Origin of the sequence: Pantoea sp. RG18 (assembly GCF_025910075.1) — a bacterium.
Classification (GTDB): Bacteria; Pseudomonadota; Gammaproteobacteria; order Enterobacterales; family Enterobacteriaceae; genus Pantoea; species Pantoea agglomerans.
Genome location: NZ_JAPCIL010000007.1, coordinates 298,313 through 316,590, shown reverse-complemented (window position 1 = coordinate 316,590; position 18,278 = coordinate 298,313). Strand labels below are relative to the sequence as shown.

16 protein-coding genes are annotated in these 18,278 nt (G+C 59.5%); 11 read left to right on the top strand and 5 right to left on the bottom strand.

The window, feature by feature from the left end:
- Window positions 1–133 precede the first annotated feature (133 nt).
- From OK409_RS10135 to ppnP, 4 genes are all read left to right on the top strand, one after another.
- Window positions 134–1,693: an OPT/YSL family transporter gene (locus OK409_RS10135; protein ID WP_052272146.1), complete on the top strand. Its 1,560-nt coding sequence runs from the start codon at window positions 134–136 to the stop codon at window positions 1,691–1,693.
- An 11-nt stretch (window positions 1,694–1,704) separates the two neighbouring features.
- Window positions 1,705–2,637: a DUF1177 domain-containing protein gene (locus OK409_RS10130; RefSeq protein ID WP_033766613.1), complete on the top strand. Its 933-nt coding sequence runs from the start codon at window positions 1,705–1,707 to the stop codon at window positions 2,635–2,637.
- 1 nt (window position 2,638) lies between these two features.
- Window positions 2,639–3,319, top strand: coding sequence for an AroM family protein (locus tag OK409_RS10125; protein WP_010255292.1), 681 nt, complete (start codon window positions 2,639–2,641; stop codon window positions 3,317–3,319).
- Window positions 3,320–3,414: 95 nt separating this feature from the next.
- Window positions 3,415–3,705 (top strand): pyrimidine/purine nucleoside phosphorylase, encoded by a 291-nt coding sequence (gene ppnP / locus OK409_RS10120; protein WP_009091800.1) that lies wholly within the window; start codon window positions 3,415–3,417, stop codon window positions 3,703–3,705.
- Between the two features lie 635 nt (window positions 3,706–4,340).
- Here ppnP and rdgC read toward each other — a convergent pair.
- Complete coding sequence (gene rdgC, locus OK409_RS10115; protein ID WP_022625153.1) at window positions 4,341–5,252, bottom strand: recombination-associated protein RdgC; 912 nt, start codon at window positions 5,250–5,252, stop codon at window positions 4,341–4,343.
- Between the two features lie 146 nt (window positions 5,253–5,398).
- On the opposite strand from rdgC, the gene mak reads away from it, so the two are divergent.
- Window positions 5,399–6,310, top strand: a complete 912-nt coding sequence (gene mak, locus OK409_RS10110; protein ID WP_010255298.1) for a fructokinase — start codon at window positions 5,399–5,401, stop codon at window positions 6,308–6,310.
- 83 nt (window positions 6,311–6,393) lie between these two features.
- Here the strand turns inward: mak and eat are convergent, their stop codons facing one another.
- Window positions 6,394–7,758, bottom strand: a complete 1,365-nt coding sequence (eat, locus tag OK409_RS10105) for an ethanolamine permease (RefSeq protein ID WP_033766618.1) — start codon at window positions 7,756–7,758, stop codon at window positions 6,394–6,396.
- Window positions 7,759–8,007: 249 nt separating this feature from the next.
- Here eat and OK409_RS10100 point away from each other — a divergent pair, with 249 nt between their 5' ends.
- Complete coding sequence (locus OK409_RS10100) at window positions 8,008–9,012, top strand: phosphotransferase enzyme family protein (protein WP_010671182.1); 1,005 nt, start codon at window positions 8,008–8,010, stop codon at window positions 9,010–9,012.
- 162 nt (window positions 9,013–9,174) lie between these two features.
- Window positions 9,175–10,242, top strand: coding sequence for an AraC family transcriptional regulator (locus OK409_RS10095; protein WP_033779673.1), 1,068 nt, complete (start codon window positions 9,175–9,177; stop codon window positions 10,240–10,242).
- Here the strand turns inward: OK409_RS10095 and OK409_RS10090 are convergent.
- Window positions 10,239–10,580 (bottom strand): cell envelope integrity TolA C-terminal domain-containing protein, encoded by a 342-nt coding sequence (locus tag OK409_RS10090; protein ID WP_235603783.1) that lies wholly within the window; start codon window positions 10,578–10,580, stop codon window positions 10,239–10,241. The two genes, OK409_RS10095 and OK409_RS10090, sit on opposite strands and share 4 nt — an antisense overlap.
- A 204-nt stretch (window positions 10,581–10,784) precedes the next feature.
- Between OK409_RS10090 and OK409_RS10085 the strand changes: the two genes are divergently transcribed.
- The 3 genes from OK409_RS10085 to OK409_RS10075 are packed head-to-tail and all read left to right on the top strand — an operon-like array spanning window position 10,785 to window position 12,483.
- On the top strand, window positions 10,785–11,462 hold the full coding sequence (locus OK409_RS10085) for a CsgG/HfaB family protein (protein WP_033756751.1): 678 nt from the start codon (window positions 10,785–10,787) through the stop codon (window positions 11,460–11,462).
- A gap of 11 nt (window positions 11,463–11,473) precedes the next feature.
- Window positions 11,474–11,833, top strand: a complete 360-nt coding sequence (locus OK409_RS10080; RefSeq protein ID WP_264367024.1) for a DUF4810 domain-containing protein — start codon at window positions 11,474–11,476, stop codon at window positions 11,831–11,833.
- A complete protein-coding gene (locus tag OK409_RS10075) occupies window positions 11,830–12,483 on the top strand; it encodes a DUF799 domain-containing protein (protein ID WP_031593975.1) in 654 nt (217 codons plus the stop codon). Before OK409_RS10080 ends, OK409_RS10075 begins: the two co-directional genes overlap by 4 nt.
- 29 nt (window positions 12,484–12,512) lie before the next feature.
- Here OK409_RS10075 and OK409_RS10070 read toward each other — a convergent pair whose 3' ends face one another.
- On the bottom strand, window positions 12,513–16,187 hold the full coding sequence (locus OK409_RS10070; RefSeq protein ID WP_264367023.1) for an AAA family ATPase: 3,675 nt from the start codon (window positions 16,185–16,187) through the stop codon (window positions 12,513–12,515).
- Window positions 16,184–17,383, bottom strand: a complete 1,200-nt coding sequence (gene sbcD, locus OK409_RS10065; protein WP_167429837.1) for an exonuclease subunit SbcD — start codon at window positions 17,381–17,383, stop codon at window positions 16,184–16,186. The genes OK409_RS10070 and sbcD overlap by 4 nt, the downstream gene beginning before the upstream one ends.
- A gap of 197 nt (window positions 17,384–17,580) precedes the next feature.
- Here sbcD and phoB point away from each other — a divergent pair, with 197 nt between their 5' ends.
- Window positions 17,581–18,270 (top strand): phosphate response regulator transcription factor PhoB, encoded by a 690-nt coding sequence (gene phoB, locus OK409_RS10060; RefSeq protein ID WP_003852491.1) that lies wholly within the window; start codon window positions 17,581–17,583, stop codon window positions 18,268–18,270.
- Window positions 18,271–18,278 lie beyond the last annotated feature (8 nt).

Genomic DNA, 18,278 nt, shown 5'->3' with positions numbered 1-18,278 from the left:
AGGGACGACCATCTGCAGTGGCTGTTGCAATCTCTGTGCGCATCAGAGCAGTGAAACTGATAACCGGCGTAAACCGGCCAGCGGGCGGGTAGACGTTATTTCATTTCTTCTGGACAAGGACTGGCGGGGACGTATGGAACGGGTAAATCCGATTAAACACGTTGGCGTGGCACTGGTTTTAATTCTTCTCTCCATTGCGGGTGCCATTATTGGCATTCAGCTGATTACCACCATTGGCGTAACGCCTAACACCTCTATTATCGGCGCGCTGTTTGCCATGCTGCTGGCGCGTATTCCGCTGCAGGCATTCCGCCGTTATCGTTCGATTGAAATCCAGAACCTGGCGCAGACCGCTATCTCTTCAGCCACCTTTGGGGCGGCGAACAGTCTGTTGATGCCGATTGCCGTGCCCTGGGCGCTGGGTGAACCGCAACTGGTCCTGCCGCTGTTCTGTGGCGTCAGCGCCGCGATGCTGCTGGATGCCTGGCTGCTCTATCGGCTGTTTGATACCCGCGTCTTTCCGGCCAGTAATGCCTGGCCACCGGGCGTTGCAGCAGCAGAAGCGATCAAAGCGGGAGATAAAGGCGGACGCCAGGCGTGGCTGCTGGTGCTGGGCATTGTGGGTGGCGTCGTCGGTGCCATGCTGAAGATCCCGATGTCCGCCTTTGGCACCGCGTTTATCGGCAATATCTGGGCGCTGTCGATGCTCGGCATCGGTTTTCTGCTGCGTGCCTATGCGCAGCCGGTGGCCGGTATTGATATTAATGCGCTTTATATTCCGCATGGCGTGATGGTCGGTGCCGGTCTGGTGGCGCTGATTCAGGTCGTGATGGTGATTCGCAGCCGCAAAAATGATGCGCTGGTGGTGAGCCGTAATGGCAATGAGGTGCAGCGGGCGCTGGGTTTCGGCAGCGTGGGTTACATCGTGATTTCGGCGCTGCTGGCGCTGGCGGGCGGCCTGTGGAGTGAGATGGGCATCGCGATGCTGCTGCTGTTTGTTCTTTATGCCGCGTTTGCTGCTTTCGCCCATGAACTGATTGTCGGCATTGCCGCTATGCACTCCGGCTGGTTCCCGGCCTTTGCCGTGGCGCTAATTACGCTGATTATCGGCATTCTGATCGGCTTCCCACCGCTGGCGCTCTGCCTGCTGTGCGGCTTTACCGCCGCCACTGGTCCGGCGTTCGCCGATATGGGTTATGACCTGAAGGCGGGCTTTATCCTGCGCGGCAACGGTGCCGATCTGCAGCAGGAGCTCTGGGGACGTCGTATTCAGCTCATCGCAGCTATGATCGCCTTTGTTGTGTCGATTCCGCTGGTCTGGTACGCCCATACCTTTTTCTTTGCTGACAACCTGCTGCCGCCTGTAGCGCGGGTGTATGCCAAAACCATTCAGGCGGGTGCTGAGCCAGGTATCGCCGGTAATCTGCTGATGTGGGCGATTCCGGGGGCCATTATCCAGTTGATCGGCGGGCCGAAACGCCAGCTGGGCGTGCTGCTCGCCACCGGTTTATTAATTAATAACGCCATGGCGGGCTGGGCAGTAGTGGTGGGGATCGCCTTACGCATCATAATCATCCGGATCTGGGGCGAGCGGGGCCGGTCGCCTATGGAGGTGATGGCGGCAGGCTTTATTGCCGGTGATGCCCTCTACAGCTTCTTTCATTCGCTGTTTGCCAGCAGCAGCAAGAAATAAAAGGATAAAGCATGAGTTTGCAGCAGACCCTGGCGGTTTTTGAGTTACTGGATAGCGCCCACATTGACGGACAGCAGGTGGTGGATCTCTTCGCGGCGTATCCTGATGTTGATGCCCGCTTTACCCGTGTCTCCGGTCCCAAAGGCCGCACCGATTTTGTGCGCATTGATATTCCGGGGACGCAGGGCAAATCAGGCGGCGGCAGTGCACCGACGCTGGGGATTATTGGTCGCCTTGGTGGCATCGGCGCTCGTCCTGGTCGTATCGGCATGGTGTCAGATGCGGATGGCGCGATCGCGGCCGTTGCCAGCGCGCTTAAACTGGCGCAGATGCAGAGCAAAGGCGACAGGCTTGATGGCGATGTCATCATTACCACTCATATCTGCCCGGATGCGCCAACGCGGCCGCATCTGCCGGTCGATTTCATGGACTCGCCGATTGACGATATCACCATGAATGATAATGAAGTGGTGGCGGGTGTGGATGCGATTCTGTCAATCGACACCACCAAAGGTAACCGCATTATCAACCACAAAGGCTTTGCCCTGTCGCCGACGGTGAAAGAGGGCTACATCCTGCGGGTTTCGGAGGATCTGCTGCGCATCATGGAGATGACCAGCGGCCGTCCGGCGGTGACCTTTCCCATCACCACGCAGGATATTACGCCTTACGGCAATGGGGTTTATCACCTCAACAGCATTCTGCAACCTTCTACCGCCACGGATGTGCCGGTGGTGGGGGTGGCGATCACTGCCGAGTCGGTGGTGCCGGGCTGCGGAACCGGCGCCAGCCATGAAGTGGACATTGCGGCAGCGGCGAAGTTTGCCATTGAGGTGGCCAAGGAGTTTGGTCGTGGAACCTGTCACTTCTACGACGCCGAAGAGTATGCGCGGCTGATTTCACTCTATGGCAGCCTGGCGCATCTGCGTCACCGGAATCACTAAGATGACGAAACCACTGGTAACGCTGACTATCGGCCAGTCTCCGCGCAGCGATATTCTGCCGCTGCTGCGGCAGCATCTGCCGGATGCGCTGACCGATCACGCCGGTTTACTGGATGGACTCAGCGCGGCAGAGATTGCCGCACGCTTCGCGCCAGCAGCGGGCGACCGGGTTCTGGTGTCGCGGCTGCAGAGTGGCGAACAGGTGCGGCTGGCGGCCTCGAAAGTGGAGCAGGGATTGCAGCGCAAAATCAGTGCGCTGGAACAGGCGGGCTATGCGACCATTCTGCTGCTCTGCACCGGTGAATTCAGCCGGCTCCGCACCCAGCGTGCGCTACTGCTGGAGCCGGATCGCCTGATTCCACCGCTCATCTGCGCCATGGTGCAGCAGCAGCAGCGGGTCGGCATTGTCGTGCCGGTTGAGGAGCAGATTGTTGAGCAGGCAGGTAAATGGCAGCAACTGCCTGCGCAGCCCTGCTTTGCGGTCGCCAGTCCCTATCAGGGCGATCAGGCAACCTTCGCCGATGCCGCAAACAGTCTGAAAGCGCAGGGCGCAGCGCTGGTGGTGCTCGACTGTATGGGGTATCACCAGCAGCATCGGATAGGGTTACAGCAGCGGCTGGGCGTACCGGTTCTGCTCTCTAATCAGCTGGTGGCGCGCCTGGCGGCGGAGTTGCTTCCCTGAGTGAAGAGATCACAAACGGCCATCATTTCGCGTGACAGATCAGCGGGTTCCCTTCTACACTGCCAGACACACAACATGTGCTCTGGAGAACTATTATGCTCAACGTAAGTGAGTATTTTGACGGAAAAGTTAAGTCTATCGGTTTTGACAGTGCGAGCACCGGACGTGCCAGCGTGGGCGTAATGGCTGAAGGCGAATACACATTCGGTACCGGCCAGCCGGAGGAGATGACCGTGGTCAGCGGCTCGCTTAAGGTATTACTGCCAGGTGAAACCGAGTGGAAATGGTTTGAAGCGGGTTCGGTGTTCAACGTGCCGGGTCACAGCGAATTTCATCTGCAGGTTGGCGAGCCAAGTTCCTATCTCTGCCGTTACCTGAAAGATTAAAAAAAATGGCCGCTTAGCGGTAATGCTGGTCAGTTAAGATTAGATTTGTAAAGGCTGTCACGGTCAAACGTGGCAGCTTTTTTGTCAGGGCGAGCGTGCCGCAGTGCGGGCCAGCGCACCTCTGCTGCTGCCGGGCCGTCCTCGCGCCGCTCACGCGGTTCCTTCGGCTTTGACGGCGTGCCCACGAACCGTTCGGGGATCGGCCCTCCCTGGCCGGCCCCGAACTGTCCACGCTTCCCGGCGTGGACTTCTGGCCCACCGTCACGCCTCAGCGCTGCGGATAGCCCTTTCAGCAGCAGAGGCGCTCAGGCCTCCACGCTCGTGCCCTTTTTAACAGTACGCACCAGAAGCTTCAGAGCAGGCCGGTGGCGATCAGGGGCAGGCAATCCGCAGCGCTGAACAGAATGAGTCTGCCAGGACGCGGGCGAAAGGCGGGGCGGCACAGGATGTGCCATCCCCGACGGTCCGTCAGGCAGGCGAATGAAGTGAAGGAACCGCGCAGCGGCGCGAGGACCGCCAGCCCCTGAGCGGCACCAGACTGCGTTATCACCTGTCGCTTAACTGGCTGGCATTACCGCTTAGCGGCCCTTTTTTTGGCGAATATCGTCTGTCAGGATGATTCTGCCGGTGGCTGATTAACGCTGGGCTTCGCCGCCCAACGCTTCTACCAGATTGCTGGTCAGTGCGGCCAGTTCGCTGGTCATCAGAATAAAGTCCGCATCAAAGCGCTGTGCAAAATCTTCGCGGTCAATATCGTCGTTCTGGTCGCGCAGCGTGTCGCTGAACTTCAGACGCTTCACTGAACCATCATCGGCCAGCACGAACTGAATGCGCTCCTGCCAGTCGAGCGCCAGTTTGGTTACCAGCTTGCCCGCTTCGATGTGGTTGGCGATCTCATCGCACACCAGATCCTGTTTCTTGCAGCGGATAACGCCGCCATCTTCCAGCAGCGCTTTCAGCTCCGCTTCATCCATCAGGGCGAATCCGGCAGGCAGCTCGCCTGAACGTACCCATTCTGTCAGGGTCAGTTCAATCGGGCTTTCCAGCGTCAGCGGCACCACCGGCAGTGAGCCCAGGCTTTTGCGCAGTAGCGCCAGGGTATCTTCCGCTTTTTTTGCGCTGGCACAGTCAACCATAATCAGGTTGTTGACCGTGTCGATCCACAGGTAGGTCTGGCTGAAACGGCTGAAGGCGCGCGGCAGCAGGCTGTGCAGCACTTCATCTTTCAGCGAATCTTTTTCGGTCTTTTTGAGCTTGCGGCTCTGCTCAGATTCCAGCTTGTCGATTTTCGCTTCCAGCGCCTGTTTCACCACCGGCGAAGGCAGGATTTTCTCTTCTTTGCGGGCGCAAATCACAATCTGGCCTTTGTTTTCATGGGTCAGCGCATCGCTGCGGTTGCCCATCGGCGAGACCCAGCCGGTCTTGCTCATATCCTGACTGCCACACGGTGAAAACGTGAAGGCGTCGAGCTGCTTTTCCATCTCATCTGCGGACAGCGGAATGTCACGATTCAGACGATAAACCATCATATTTTTAAACCACAACATCGGGATTCCTTACCGTGGCGCGATCGGGCGCACAAGTCTGCGAGAGTCAGCGCGCATGATAGCGAAACATCGGAGTGGTTTCATTGCCTTTCCGGCAGACGCCTTTTACTGTATCTCTCACCTGAACGAATAACGAGGACGTAATCTTGCGCATAGGCATAGATCTGGGTGGCACCAAGACAGAAGTGATCGCATTGTCGGATAAGGGAGAGGAGCTGTTCCGCCACCGGGTGAATACCCCGCGTGATGACTATCAGGCAACGGTGCAGGCGATTGTCGATCTGGTCACGCTGGCGGAGCAGAAAACCGGCGAAACCGGCACGGTCGGCCTCGGTATTCCCGGCACGCTTTCGCCCTACAGTAAGCGGGTAAAAAATGCCAACTCCACCTGGCTCAACGGTCAGCCGCTGGATAAAGATCTGGCGCAGGCGCTGAACCGGGAAGTGCGTATCGCCAACGATGCCAACTGCCTGGCGGTGTCGGAAGCGATCGACGGTGCCGGTGCCGGACAGTCGCTGGTGTTTGCCGTGATCATCGGCACCGGATCGGGCGCCGGTGTGGCGATCAACGGTGAGTCGCGTATCGGGGGCAACGGCAATGCCGGTGAGTGGGGCCACAATCCGCTGCCGTGGATGGATGAGGATGAGCTGCGCTACCGTCAGGAAGTGCCCTGTTATTGCGGGCAGCAGGGCTGTATTGAGACCTTTGTTTCAGGCACCGGTTTTGGTATCGACTATCAGCGGCTGAGCGGCGTGCATCGCAAAGGTGCGGAGATCGTCTCGCTGCTGGCGCAGCAGGATCCGATCGCCGAACTGGCGATGAGCCGCTATGAGTTGCGGCTGGCAAAATCGCTGGCGCAGGTGGTAAACCTGATCGATCCCGATGTGATTGTACTGGGCGGTGGGATGAGCAATGTGGATCGTCTCTATCAGACCGTGCCGGTGCTGATGAAGAAGTGGGTATTTGGCGGGGAGTGTGAAACGCCGGTGCTGAAAGCGCAGCATGGCGACTCCAGCGGCGTACGCGGTGCGGCGTGGCTCTGGCCGCTTAACGGCTGAGTCACCTGAGCATCCGCTGACGATTCAGCGCCAGCGATACCCGGCGCTGAATCGTTAACCCACGGCACTTACCCGCGCCGCTTTTATTCGCCGACCAGCATACTGTCCTGCGGCGCCCGATCGCGCTGCGCTTTGGTGGCGAGGAAGTAGAGATAGCCTGCCAGCATGATGGCGAAAAACAGCGCGCCAATCACCGGATTAAACCACAGCATCGCCAGCAGACAAACCACCGACAACAGCAGGGCGATGCCCGGAACAATCGGATAGCCCGGCGCGCGGAAACTGCGGACCATCTCCGGCGCGCTGCGGCGCAGTTTAAACAGGCTCAGCATACTCATGATGTACATCACAATCGCGCCAAACACCGCCATGGTGATCATCGCCGCCGTCAGCGTCATCCCCTGCAGATTAATCACACCATCGCTGTAAATCGCCGCAATACCCAAAACGCCGCCGAGAATAATCGCCCGATGCGGGGTCTGGAAACGCGACAGTTTGGCCAGAGAAGGCGGCAGATAGCCCGCGCGTGCCAGGGCAAAAAACTGCCGTGAATAGCCGAGGATGATGCCGTGGAAGCTGGCAATCAGGCCAAACAGTCCGATCCACACCAGCATATGCATCCAGTTAGAGTGCTCGCCGACAATCATTTTCATCGCCTGCGGCAGCGGATCGTTAATGTCGGCAAGTTTGCGCCAGTCGCCCGCGCCGCCCGCCATCAGCATCACACCTATCGCCAGCACCACCAGCGTCAGAATTCCGCTGATGTAGGCGCGGGGAATGGTCCGGGTCGGATCTTTCGCCTCTTCGGCCGCCATCGCCGCGCCTTCAATGGCCAGGAAAAACCAGATGGCAAAAGGAATGGCGGCGAAAATGCCGGAGAAGGCGGGCAGTCCGAAGCTGTCACTGCCTGCCCAGCCGTGCGCGGCGAAGTTCGCCAGGCTGAAGCCGGGTGAAACCACACCCATAAACACCAGCAGTTCAATCACCGCCAGCACCGTCACAACCAGTTCAAACATCGCCGCCAGTTTTACGCCGAGAATATTCAGCGTCATAAACACCAGGTAAGCCCCGACCGCCGCAGTCTTCGGGTTCAGTTCGGGATACTGCACGTTGAGATAAGCCCCAATCGCCATGGCAATCGCCGGTGGCGCAAAGACAAACTCAATCAGCGTCGCCAGACCGGCAATCAGTCCGCCGGTTTCGCCAAAGGCGCGGCGACTATAGGCAAATGGCCCGCCTGCATGGGGGATCGCGGTGGTCAGTTCGGTGAAGCTAAAAATAAAGCAGGTATAGAGCGTGGCGATCAACGCGGTGGTGACCAGAAATCCCAGCGTGCCCGCCACGGCCCAGCCGTAACTCCAGCCAAAATATTCGCCTGAAATGACCAGGCCAACCGCAATCCCCCACAGATGCAGGGTGCCCAGAGTGGGCTTGAGTCTGTTTGTCATACTGTTATCCCCGTCGTTGTTGGCTTCGCGCGGCGTTACACCGCCATTACGCTACAGTAAGGGGATAATGCCGTTGCATTACTCGCCACGACTTGACGCGGGCGCAGTGACTTCTGTTCTCCACGGTCAACTCACAGGCAACAACCGGGCCAGCTGCACGCTGCGGTCAACTTTGTCTCTTCCGGAGTCAAGCAGCTCACCTTCTGGCAACGCATGCTGAGATAACGCAAGTGACAAGGAGCCGGACTGATGAGCGCTAAACAATATGACAACCTGACTGATTCCCAACTCACCCTGATGGCGCAGCAGGCGCTGGCCTGTTATCCCGCCGCGCTGCAGGGCCAGCTCAGCCTGCTGTGCCGCTCAGAGAACGCCACGTTTCTGCTGCAGGCGGCAGGCCGGCGTTATGCGCTGCGACTGCATCGCGGCGATTATCATCAAAAAGCCGACATCGTCAGCGAACTGCTGTGGCTCAATGCGCTGCGCGAAACCGGCATTATGGTGCCGGAAGCGGTGCCGGACAAAGAGGGCGAAACCGTGCTGACGCTGCGGCTGCCGGAGGGCGGTGAACGCTACGTGGTGCTGTTTCACTGGATCGACGGAGAGATGCCGACCACCGACGTCGATCCCCGCGCTTTTCAGCAGCTCGGCCAGATCACCGCGCGGCTGCATCAGCACAGTAAACAGTGGCAGCCGCCTGCGGGTTTCCAGCGCATCATCTGGGATCACCACACCATGACCAGCGCAGAGAGTCACTGGGGACGCTGGCAGGATGCGCCGAATCTGAATCCTGCCGATCACGGCGTGGTAGAGCAGGCGATAAGCCAGGTCGGCGCGGCGATGACGCAGTTCGGTAAAGGATCGGATCGCTATGGCCTGATCCACGCCGATCTGCGGCTGACCAATCTGCTGCTGCACAAGGGCGAAACGCGGGTGATCGATTTCGATGACTGCGGGCTAGGCTGGTATCTGCACGATCTGGCGGCGGCGATCAGTTTTGTTGAGCATCATCCGCGCGCGCCAGAGTGGATCGATCACTGGATCCGCGGCTATGAGCAGGTGGCGCATATCAGCGATGCGGAGATGGCCATGCTGCCCGCGCTGTTAATCCAGCGTCGTATCCAGCTCACCGCGTGGGTGGGATCACATGCCGAAACCGAAATGGCGCGCAGCCTGGGATCGGCGTGGGCCAGCCACTCGGTCCGCCTCTGCCGCCGCTATCTGGAAGGTGAGCAGCTGCCGGTCGGCGTCTGATGCACCAGCGGCGGGCGTCGCTGCGCCGCCGCAGTGCCCTGCGCGTAGCCCGCGCGCCGCCCGGACAGCCCGCAGGCGGCGCGTCGGGCATCAGGGACCTGGTATGGAAATTGCTCGGATAGGAGTAACGGGTGATCCACCTGAATTCTGACTGAGGCGACCATGAATCCGACACTGATAAAGCCCGATGCGTTTGCGGCCTGCTCGGCAGCGGCGGGGGCAGGCAATCACGGCGTGCTGGCAGCGGCGGCGACCGGCTTAGGCGACTTTATTCATACCCAGGGCGGCGATGTTGATCGCATCTTCGGCATCAGCGGCATCGATCCGGAGCGCCTGGCCAGTCCGACGCTCAGCCTGGGGCTGGTTAACTACTGTCGGGTGCTGGAAGAGGCGGCGCGTCACTCCGGTTTTGATAACTTCGGTTTGCACTACGGCAGGCAGTTTAAACCGCAGTCATTAGGCCTGATCGGCTACATCGGTTTGTGCTCCGCCACGCTGGAACAGGCGCTGCATAATGTGGTCAACGCGTTTCCCTGGCATCAGCACGACACCTTAACCCGGCTGGTGGATAAGGGAGAGTGCTGGCGGCTGGATTATCAGGTGCGACATGGCGCGATCCTGTCGCGCCGTCAGGATGCGGAGCTGACGCTGGGGATGTTTATGAATCTGATCCGCCACGTGGCGGGCAGACACTGGGCACCGCGCGAAGTCCACTTTGAACATCCGCGTCCCGGCCAGTGGCACGATCACTGCAAAGTGTTTGATGCGCCGGTCTGGTTCGATCAGCCGTTTAACTCACTGGTGATCCCCAAGCGCGATCTGCTGCGCGCCATGCCGGAGAGCGATCCGATCCTGTTAATGGTGATGCAGGATGCGATCCGACGGCTTAACCGTGGGACGTCACAGCAGAGCATGATTGAACAGGCGCGTTCGCAGGTTAATTTATCGCTGATGCAGGGTGAGCCGGTGCTGGAAGAGGTGGCGGATAAGCTCGGACTGTCGAGCTGGTCACTGCAGCGGCGGCTGCGCGAAGAGGGCAGCAGCTTTACCGCGCTGGTCGATCAGGTGCGCTGCGAAATGGCGACATACTATCTGCAGCAGAAGCAGCTGCCCATCTCTGAGATGGCGCTGCTGCTGGGCTACTCGGAAGTCAGCGCGTTTTCACGCGCGTTTCGTCGCTGGTTTGGCATCAGTCCGCGCCAGTGGCGTCAGGAAGGTCTGGCCAGCTAACCGCGCGGCGCAAAGCCGAACCACGCCGGTTGTCCAGGCTCCGGCGGCGGCGGCAGATCGCGGGTCTGCGCGACCAGTTGCCAGGCGCGCAGGCAGAGCGCTTCATCACCCTGCGTCTGGGTCACCGCATAATGTCTGCTGTGTGGTTGCCACTCCATCCGTACCAGACATTGCTGACCGGCGTAACGCGCCGCATCGCTGAACTGCCGGTTCAGTACTGGCTGCATTTGATTAGTCCAGTGACAGGATTGGCTGTCAGGATCTTTCGACGGCTGACAGAGGTTTGCCACGCTATCCCGTTGCTTTGCCACAGGATGCTGACAGGCGCTGAGCGACATTGCAATAATCACTCCCGGCAACATTCTCATCGTTATATTAATTAAATTCATTTAACTGGCCAACTTTCCTTAAAGATCTTCCGGTCTGCTGCCGACAGTCTACAGACCGGCATCATGAATGCTATGGCATTACTCCGACTGTCGACAGAACCAGAATTTACCGCCCTGGCGCGGGTTACATCTCTTTCACTTCATGGATTAGAAATGCAGAAAAAATATGCCTTTGCGGCACTCTCCCTGTTAACGGCCTCGCTGATCAGCGGCTGCGCCACTGAATCTTCCCGCGCTATTCAGGCCCCCCAAGTTCGCGCGGCCAGCCAGCCGGTTTATCAGGGCGTGCGCAGCCCGATTGCGGTGGGTCAGTTCGATAACCGCTCCTCCTATATGAACGGCATTTTCTCTGATGGTGTCGATCGGCTGGGCAATCAGTCAAAAACCATTCTGATTACCCATCTGCAGCAGACCAACCGGTTCAGCGTGCTGGATCGCAGCAACCTGAAAGAGCTGCAGCAGGAGTCGGACTTCAAACGCAGCCAGCAGAATATCAAAGGCGCGAACTTCATCATCACCGGTGATATCACCGAGTTTGGCCGCAAAGAAGTGGGCGATCAGCAGCTGTGGGGCATTCTGGGCCGCGGCAAAACGCAGATCGCCTATGCCAAAGTGAATCTGAACGTAGTGGATGTCACCACCTCAGAGGTGGTCTACAGCACCCAGGGCGCGGGCGAGTATCAGCTCTCCGCACGTGAGGTCATCGGCTTTGGTGGCACCAGCAGCTATGACTCAACGCTGAACGGCAAAGTGATGGATCTGGCGATTCGCGAAGCGGTCGATCATTTAGTGGATGGAATCAACAACGGCGCATGGCGTCCGGCTAAATAAGGAAGCAGTAAATGAAGATGATGACACTGAGCAGCCTGCTGATTGCAGCGGCGTTGCTGGCAGGCTGTGCGCCAAAAGCGCCGAAAACGATCTATTACTGGGGCGATTATCAGCAGCAGGTTTACAGTTACTATCAGCCGGGCAGCGATCCGCTGAAGCAGATCGATGCGCTGAATCTGGACATTGACAAAGCCCGTGCCGTTAACCAGCCGGTTGCGCCTGGCCTGCACGCCCAGCTTGGTCTGCTCTATGCCAAAACCGGCGATACCAATAAAGCCTTTGGTCAGTTTGCCACCGAGAAGCAGCTGTTTCCCGAATCGGCACCTTACATGGATTTTCTGATGAGTAAAAAACAAGGAGTGGTACGGTGAAAAAACTGATTGCCCTCGGCGGCGTGCTGATGATGCTGCTGCTGACCGGTTGTGCGACGAAAAAACCGTATGACTACAGTGCGTTCCGTGCCAGCAAGCCCGCCTCGATTCTGGTGCTGCCGGCCGATAACACCTCGCCGGATATCAATGCCGCGCACAGTCTGACCTCGCTGGTGACGCGCCCGCTGGCCGAAGCCGGTTACTACGTCTTCCCGGTGGCAGTGGTTGAAGAGACCTTTCAGCAGAATGGCCTGACCAGTGCCAGTGACGCCCAGGCCGTCAGCGCGAAGCGTCTGAATGAGATTTTCCACGCCGACAGCGCGCTCTATATCTCGATCAGCGAATATGGCAGCAGCTATCGGGTCATTGACAGCGTGACGATCGTGACCGCCAAAGCACGGCTGGTGGATCTGCGCAGCGGCAAAGAGATCTGGCAGGGTAAGGCCAGTGCCAGCGACAGTGAAGATGGCAACAACAACAACGGTGGACTGGTCGGCATGCTGGTCAGTGCGGCGATCAAACAGATTGCCAGCAACGTGACTGATAAAGCGCACACCGTGGCCGGACTGACCAGCAATCGTCTGCTGGCACAGAACGAGCAGGGCGGGTTACTCACCGGCCCTCGCTACAAGCTCGTCAGCGCCCGCTGATTGCACGTAAACGGGCGCTGCGGCGCCCGTTATCCCTGCGGCAGTTCCAGCTGGCTGTAACCCAGCCCATTCATCTTGCGTACTTTAATCTGTACCGGAATGCGCTCCTTCATCGCTTCCACATGGCTGATCACCCCAATGGTTTTGCCGCTGGCGTTGAGTGCATCGAGTGCGTCCAGCGCGGTGTCGAGCGTCTGCGCATCCAGCGTGCCGAACCCCTCATCCAGAAACAGCGATTCGATGCGCGTTTTGTGGCTGACCAGATCCGACAATGCCAGCGCCAGCGCCAGACTCACCAGGAAGCTCTCACCACCCGACAGCGTGCGGGTATCGCGCGCCGCATCGGCCTGCCAGGTATCGACCACATCCAGCTCCAGCAGATCCTGCGCCCGTCGCTGCAGCAGATAGCGGCCATGCAGCCGATCGAGCTGACGGTTAGCCAGGGCCACCAGGTGATCCAGCGTTAAGCCCTGGGCGAAGCGCCGGAATTTATCGCCGCTGGCGGAGCCAATCAGATCGTTGAGCAGGCTCCACTGCGCCAGCGTCACACCATCCTGTTCAATCTGCGTCATCAGGCTTTGCTGGCGCACACGAAGGCTGGCATCGCTGTGCAGCTGCTGCTGAATCTGACCCTGCTGGCTGGCGTTGTCGCGCAGTGCCAGCCGTAACTGCTCCAACTGTTGCGCCAGCGCCTCGGCGGATTCCGGCATCGCAGCGGGTTTCGCCTGCTGATGGAGACTGAGCCGTTGGCGCAGATCCGCCAGTCGCGCCTGCTGCTGCTGGCATTGCTGATCGAGCTGCTGCAACTGCTGACGCAGTTGCACTGCGGTCTGCTCATCCAGCAGCGCCGCGCGCAGGCTGGCTTCATCCGCAAATCCGGCGCTCTCCAGTGCCTGCTGCAGCGCGCTTTCCGCCTCTGCCAGTTTGCTATTGAGCGTCTGCCGCTGATTTTCCAGCCCCGAAAGCTCACCCTGCAGGCGACTGACCTCGGCCTGCGCCTGTTGCAGGGCAGTGAGTTGCTGTGCCAGTTGTTCATCAGCCTGCTGAACGCGGGCCTGTATCTGCTGACGGGCGTGGGTGACCTCGCGGTCGCCAAACAGCGCGAGACGCTGCTGGCGCATCTCGCTGAGCTGCGTCTGGCGCTGGTTTTGCTGCTGCTGACGAGTGGTGAGCTGCTGCTGCTCCAGTTCTGCCTGCTGTTGCAGGGCAGTGAGCTGGGTTTCCCCCTTTAACAGCTGCGGTTGCAGATTAGCGAGCAACCGCTCACTTTCCTGCCAGCGCTCCCAGCGCCGCTGCTGTTCTGTCAGCCACGCCTCGCGATGGGCGGCGTCGGGCAGGGCAAGGTTGTGTGCACTGAACTGCTGCTCCAGACGACTCTGCAATTGCGCCATGGCCTGCTGTTCCTGCTGCTGACGCTGTTGCAGCGCATCCAGCGCCTGCTGCAGGCTGGACAGCGACTGCTGCGCCAGCTGTTCTGCCTGCAAATGCTGCTGCCAGGCCTGTGACTGCTGAAGATAGTAATCTTTTGCGGCCTGACGCGCCTGTTCTGCGGCTTCCTGCGCCTGTCGCTGTTGCTCAAGCTGGCTTTCACGCTCGCTTTGCTGCTGCTCCCACGCGGTTAAGGCATCCCGATCGGCGAGCGGGAAGGTAAGTGCCAGCTCACTGCTCAGCGCCTGCCATTGCTGCTCAAGCCGATCGAGCTGTTGCTGCATCTCCGCGATCTCATCGCGCAGGGTCTGCTGCTGCACGGCTGACTGTTTCAGCTGTTCGCTTTTTGCCGTGCCCGCTTCGCGCAATGCCTCGGTTTGTTGCTGCAGTGCAGCCCGGCGCTGCTGGTTAGCACTTACTTCCAGCGTGCTGTAGGCCTCAACGGCGGGATGCGTGCAGGAGCCGCACAGCGGACAGGGCTGATTAGCGGCGAGCCGGGCGCGGTAATCGCTGAGATCAACAATCTGCTGCTCCAGCGCGCAGATTTTTTCGACATCATCCAACTGCTGTTTTTCGCGTTTCCACGTCTCGCGCAGGGCCTGGAGTACCGCTTCACTTTGCTGATGCGCTTTTGCGAGCGCGATAAGCCGCTGCTGGCGCTGGTCCAGCTGCTGGTGCAGCGGCTGCCACTGGGTTGAAAGCAGCAGCAGTTGCTGACGAGCCGGACGGCTGTTCTGCAACTGGCTTAATGCCTGACGCAGTGCGGCAGGCGGATGCTGTTCCTGTAGCGAAGTTAGTACTTGCTCCGCCTGCGAGAGCGCCTGGCGGGCCTGTTGCTCCGCCTGCTGGCGCGGGAGCGCCTGTTCTGCCTGCTGCTGCTGTTCCGCCTGCTGGGTAGCGATCTGTCGCTGCTGCTGCTCGCGCTGTTGCGCCAGTCCGGCCAGGGTCGCTTCACGCTGCGCCAGCAGGGCAAAGTTCTCCTGCCACACCGGCAGCGAAGCGCCCCATTGGGCGAGATCGGCAAGCTGCTGGCGTAACTGATGCTGTTCGGCAATCGCCTGCTGCCATGTCTCAACCTGGCGCTTCTGCTCTGCCAGGCTGGCCTGTGTCTGATCAGCATGCTGCTGCTGTCGGGCATTTTCCTGCTGCTGCTCCGCAAGCTGCTGCTGCAGTGCGCTGATCCGCTGATCCAGCGGCAGCACCTGTTCTGTCAGCAGACTTTCCTGCTGCTGCTGTTCCTGCAGCGCCTGCTGGCGGGCACTCTGGGTGGCCGCGTAGTGCTGCTGATGCTGCTGCTGTTGGGTCTGCGCCTGCTGCTGCGCCGCCGTGAGTTGCTGACAGCGGCTCACGACCTGCTGCTGTTCGGTGCGTAACGCGTCGCGCTGCTGCAGTTTTACCCGCAGCTTTTCAGCCGGTTCGCTGCGTGCCAGCCGCTGACGATCGGCCTCTGCCGCCTGGGATGCAGCCTGGGCCTGCTGCAGCGCGACGTCAGCCTGCGCATTTTCCTGCTGTAACTGCTGCGCCTGCTGTTGCCACTGCTGCTGTTGCTGCGCCTGCTGATAGTGCGCGCTGAGCTGCTGTTCCGCATCGGTCAGATCGGTGAGCTGCTGTTGCAGCGCGGCACGTGCGTCGCTATCCAGCAGCGCCATCGCTCCCGCCTGGCTGCGCAGCAGATCCAGCTGGGTTTTTGCCTCTTTGTGGCGCTCGTAGATGGCGGCGGAAATCAGACCGTAAATTTCGGTGCCGGTCAGCTCCTCAAGCAGTTCCGCGCGCTCACTGGCTTTCGCGTTGAGAAAGGCGGCGAACTGGCCTTGTGACAGCATCATCGAGCGGGTAAACCTTTCGAAATCGAGCCCGGAGAGGGTTTCGATCAGCTTCAGCTTGTCACCGACTTTATCGGCAACAATAGTGTTGTCAGCGCAGCGTGCCAGCTCAACGCGCGGCGCCTGAAGTTTGCCGTCAGCAGTGCCGCGCGCGCGGTTCTGGCTCCAGAAGGCGCGCCAGGCTTCTCCTTTAATCTCAAACTCCACCTCGGCCAGACATTCGGCACAGTCGCGGGTCATCAGCGCATTCTGGCTCTGTGAAATCGCGCCCAGGCGCGGTGTCTGGTGATAGAGCGCCAGGCAGATGGCGTCCAGCAGGGTGGTTTTACCGGCGCCGGTGGCACCGGTAATGGCGAACAGGCCGTTGCTGGCGAAAGGTTCGGCGCGGAAGTCGATGAACCATTCACCGCGCAGGGCATTGAGGTTTTTGAACCGTAGCGTGAGGATCTTCATTGGGTCTCTTCCATGGCGGCCAGCGTCTGGCGGAACAGGGTGGTCATCTCGGCGATTTGCTCTGGTTGCAGCTCCTCATCCAGCGCCAGCCGGCGGGCAAAGACCTCCTCCACCTTCAGCTCACTCAGGGTTTCGTTGTCGAGCCGCGCCAGGCTCTGTTGCCGCTGTTCACGGCTGCGGCGGAGCAACAGGACTTCGACCGGCAGCGTGGCGGTCAGGGTTTCTACCTGACGCTGCAGATCGCTGAGGTACTCCTGGGTGGTGACTTCGATGTCGAGCCAGGTCGGCTTCTCCTGCTCTGCCGTGCTGAAGGCATTTAACTGTTCTGCAATCTGCGCCAGCGATCCTTTCAGCACCTGCATCGGCTGCGCCTGTGGCACCACCAGCGGCGTGACTGATTGCAGGCCGCTGGTGGTGAGTTCCAGCAGGAAGACGCTTTTTTCTGTGCCCAGCTCATCAAAGCTCAGCGGAATCGGTGAGCCGCTGTAGCGGATATGCTCGCTGCCCGCGACGCGCTGGGCGCGATGAATATGCCCCAGTGCGATATAGTCAGCCGCGGGAAACGCGCTGGCCGGAAAGGCATCCAGCGTGCCGATATAGATGTCGCGCACCGAATCGCTCTGGCTGACGCCGACGGTGGTGAGATGGCCGGTGGCGATAATCGGCAGTGCATGGCCCAGCGCCTGGGCGGCGGCGAATCGCTGCTGATAGTGGTGGGCGATCGCTTCCAGCAGCGAGGTCTGCTTGTCGCGTCCCGACTGACCTGCCCGGCTGCGCAGGATATCGCGCGGCCGCAGATAGGGAATCGCACACAGCAGCGCGCCCGGCTCGCCCTGGCGGGTGTTGAGCAGCAGCACATCATCCTTCTCCTGCGGGGTGGCGATCACCCGGGTATTGAGGCAGGCGAGCAGCTCACGCGACTCATTCAGCGTGGCAACGGAATCGTGGTTGCCCGCCAGCACAATCAACTGACAGCCGCTGGGCTGCAGCGCCACCACAAAGCGGTTGAACATTTCGCGGGCGTAGCTGGGCGGTGTACCGGTATCAAACAGATCGCCTGCGATGATCAACGCATCCACCTGATGCTGTTCAATCTGGATCAACAGCCAGTCGAGAAATGCCTGATGTTCGGCTGCCCGACTTTTGTTGTAGAAGAACTGCCCCAGATGCCAGTCCGCAGTATGAATGATGCGCATGATGAGTCCCTGCCGTTGTGATTCGCCCGGCGATTATACTGGCTCTGCGGCCAAAGCAAAAAATTGTCGCTGCGCTGTCATAAATGATTACCAGTGAGGTTACAGGCAGGTTATGTTTTTCATAAAAGTGTCACAAATCTGACGCATAATGGCGCCGCGAATCTCAGTGACATCCGTCATAATCAGCAGGAGTAATAATGGCTAAGCGCATTTTGGTTGTGGAGGATGAAGCCCCCATCCGTGAAATGTTGTGTTTTGTTCTGGAGCAGAACGACTATCAGCCAATCGAGGCGGAAGATTATGACAGCGCCGTTGGCAAGCTGATTGAACCCTGGCCCGATCTGATTTTGCTGGACTGGATGTTACCCGGTGGCAGCGGTATTCAGTTTATCAAACATCTGAAACGCGAGGCGATGACACGCGATATCCCGGTGATGATGCTCACCGCGCGCGGCGAAGAGGAGGATCGGGTGCGCGGCCTGGAAGTGGGTGCCGATGATTACATTACCAAGCCCTTTTCACCTAAAGAGCTGATGGCGAGAATCAAAGCGGTGATGCGCCGTATTTCGCCGATGGCCGTGGAAGAGGTGATTGAGATGCAGGGGCTGAGTCTGGATCCCTCCTCACATCGCGTGATGTCCGAAACCACGCCGCTGGAGATGGGTCCCACCGAATATAAGCTGCTGCACTTCTTTATGACCCACCCGGAACGCGTTTACAGCCGCGAACAGCTGCTGAACCACGTCTGGGGCACCAATGTGTATGTGGAAGATCGTACTGTCGATGTTCACATCCGCCGTTTACGTAAAGCGCTGGAAGTGTCCGGCCACGATCGCATGGTACAAACCGTTCGCGGAACAGGGTATCGTTTCTCTGCCCGCTACTAAACGGAGCC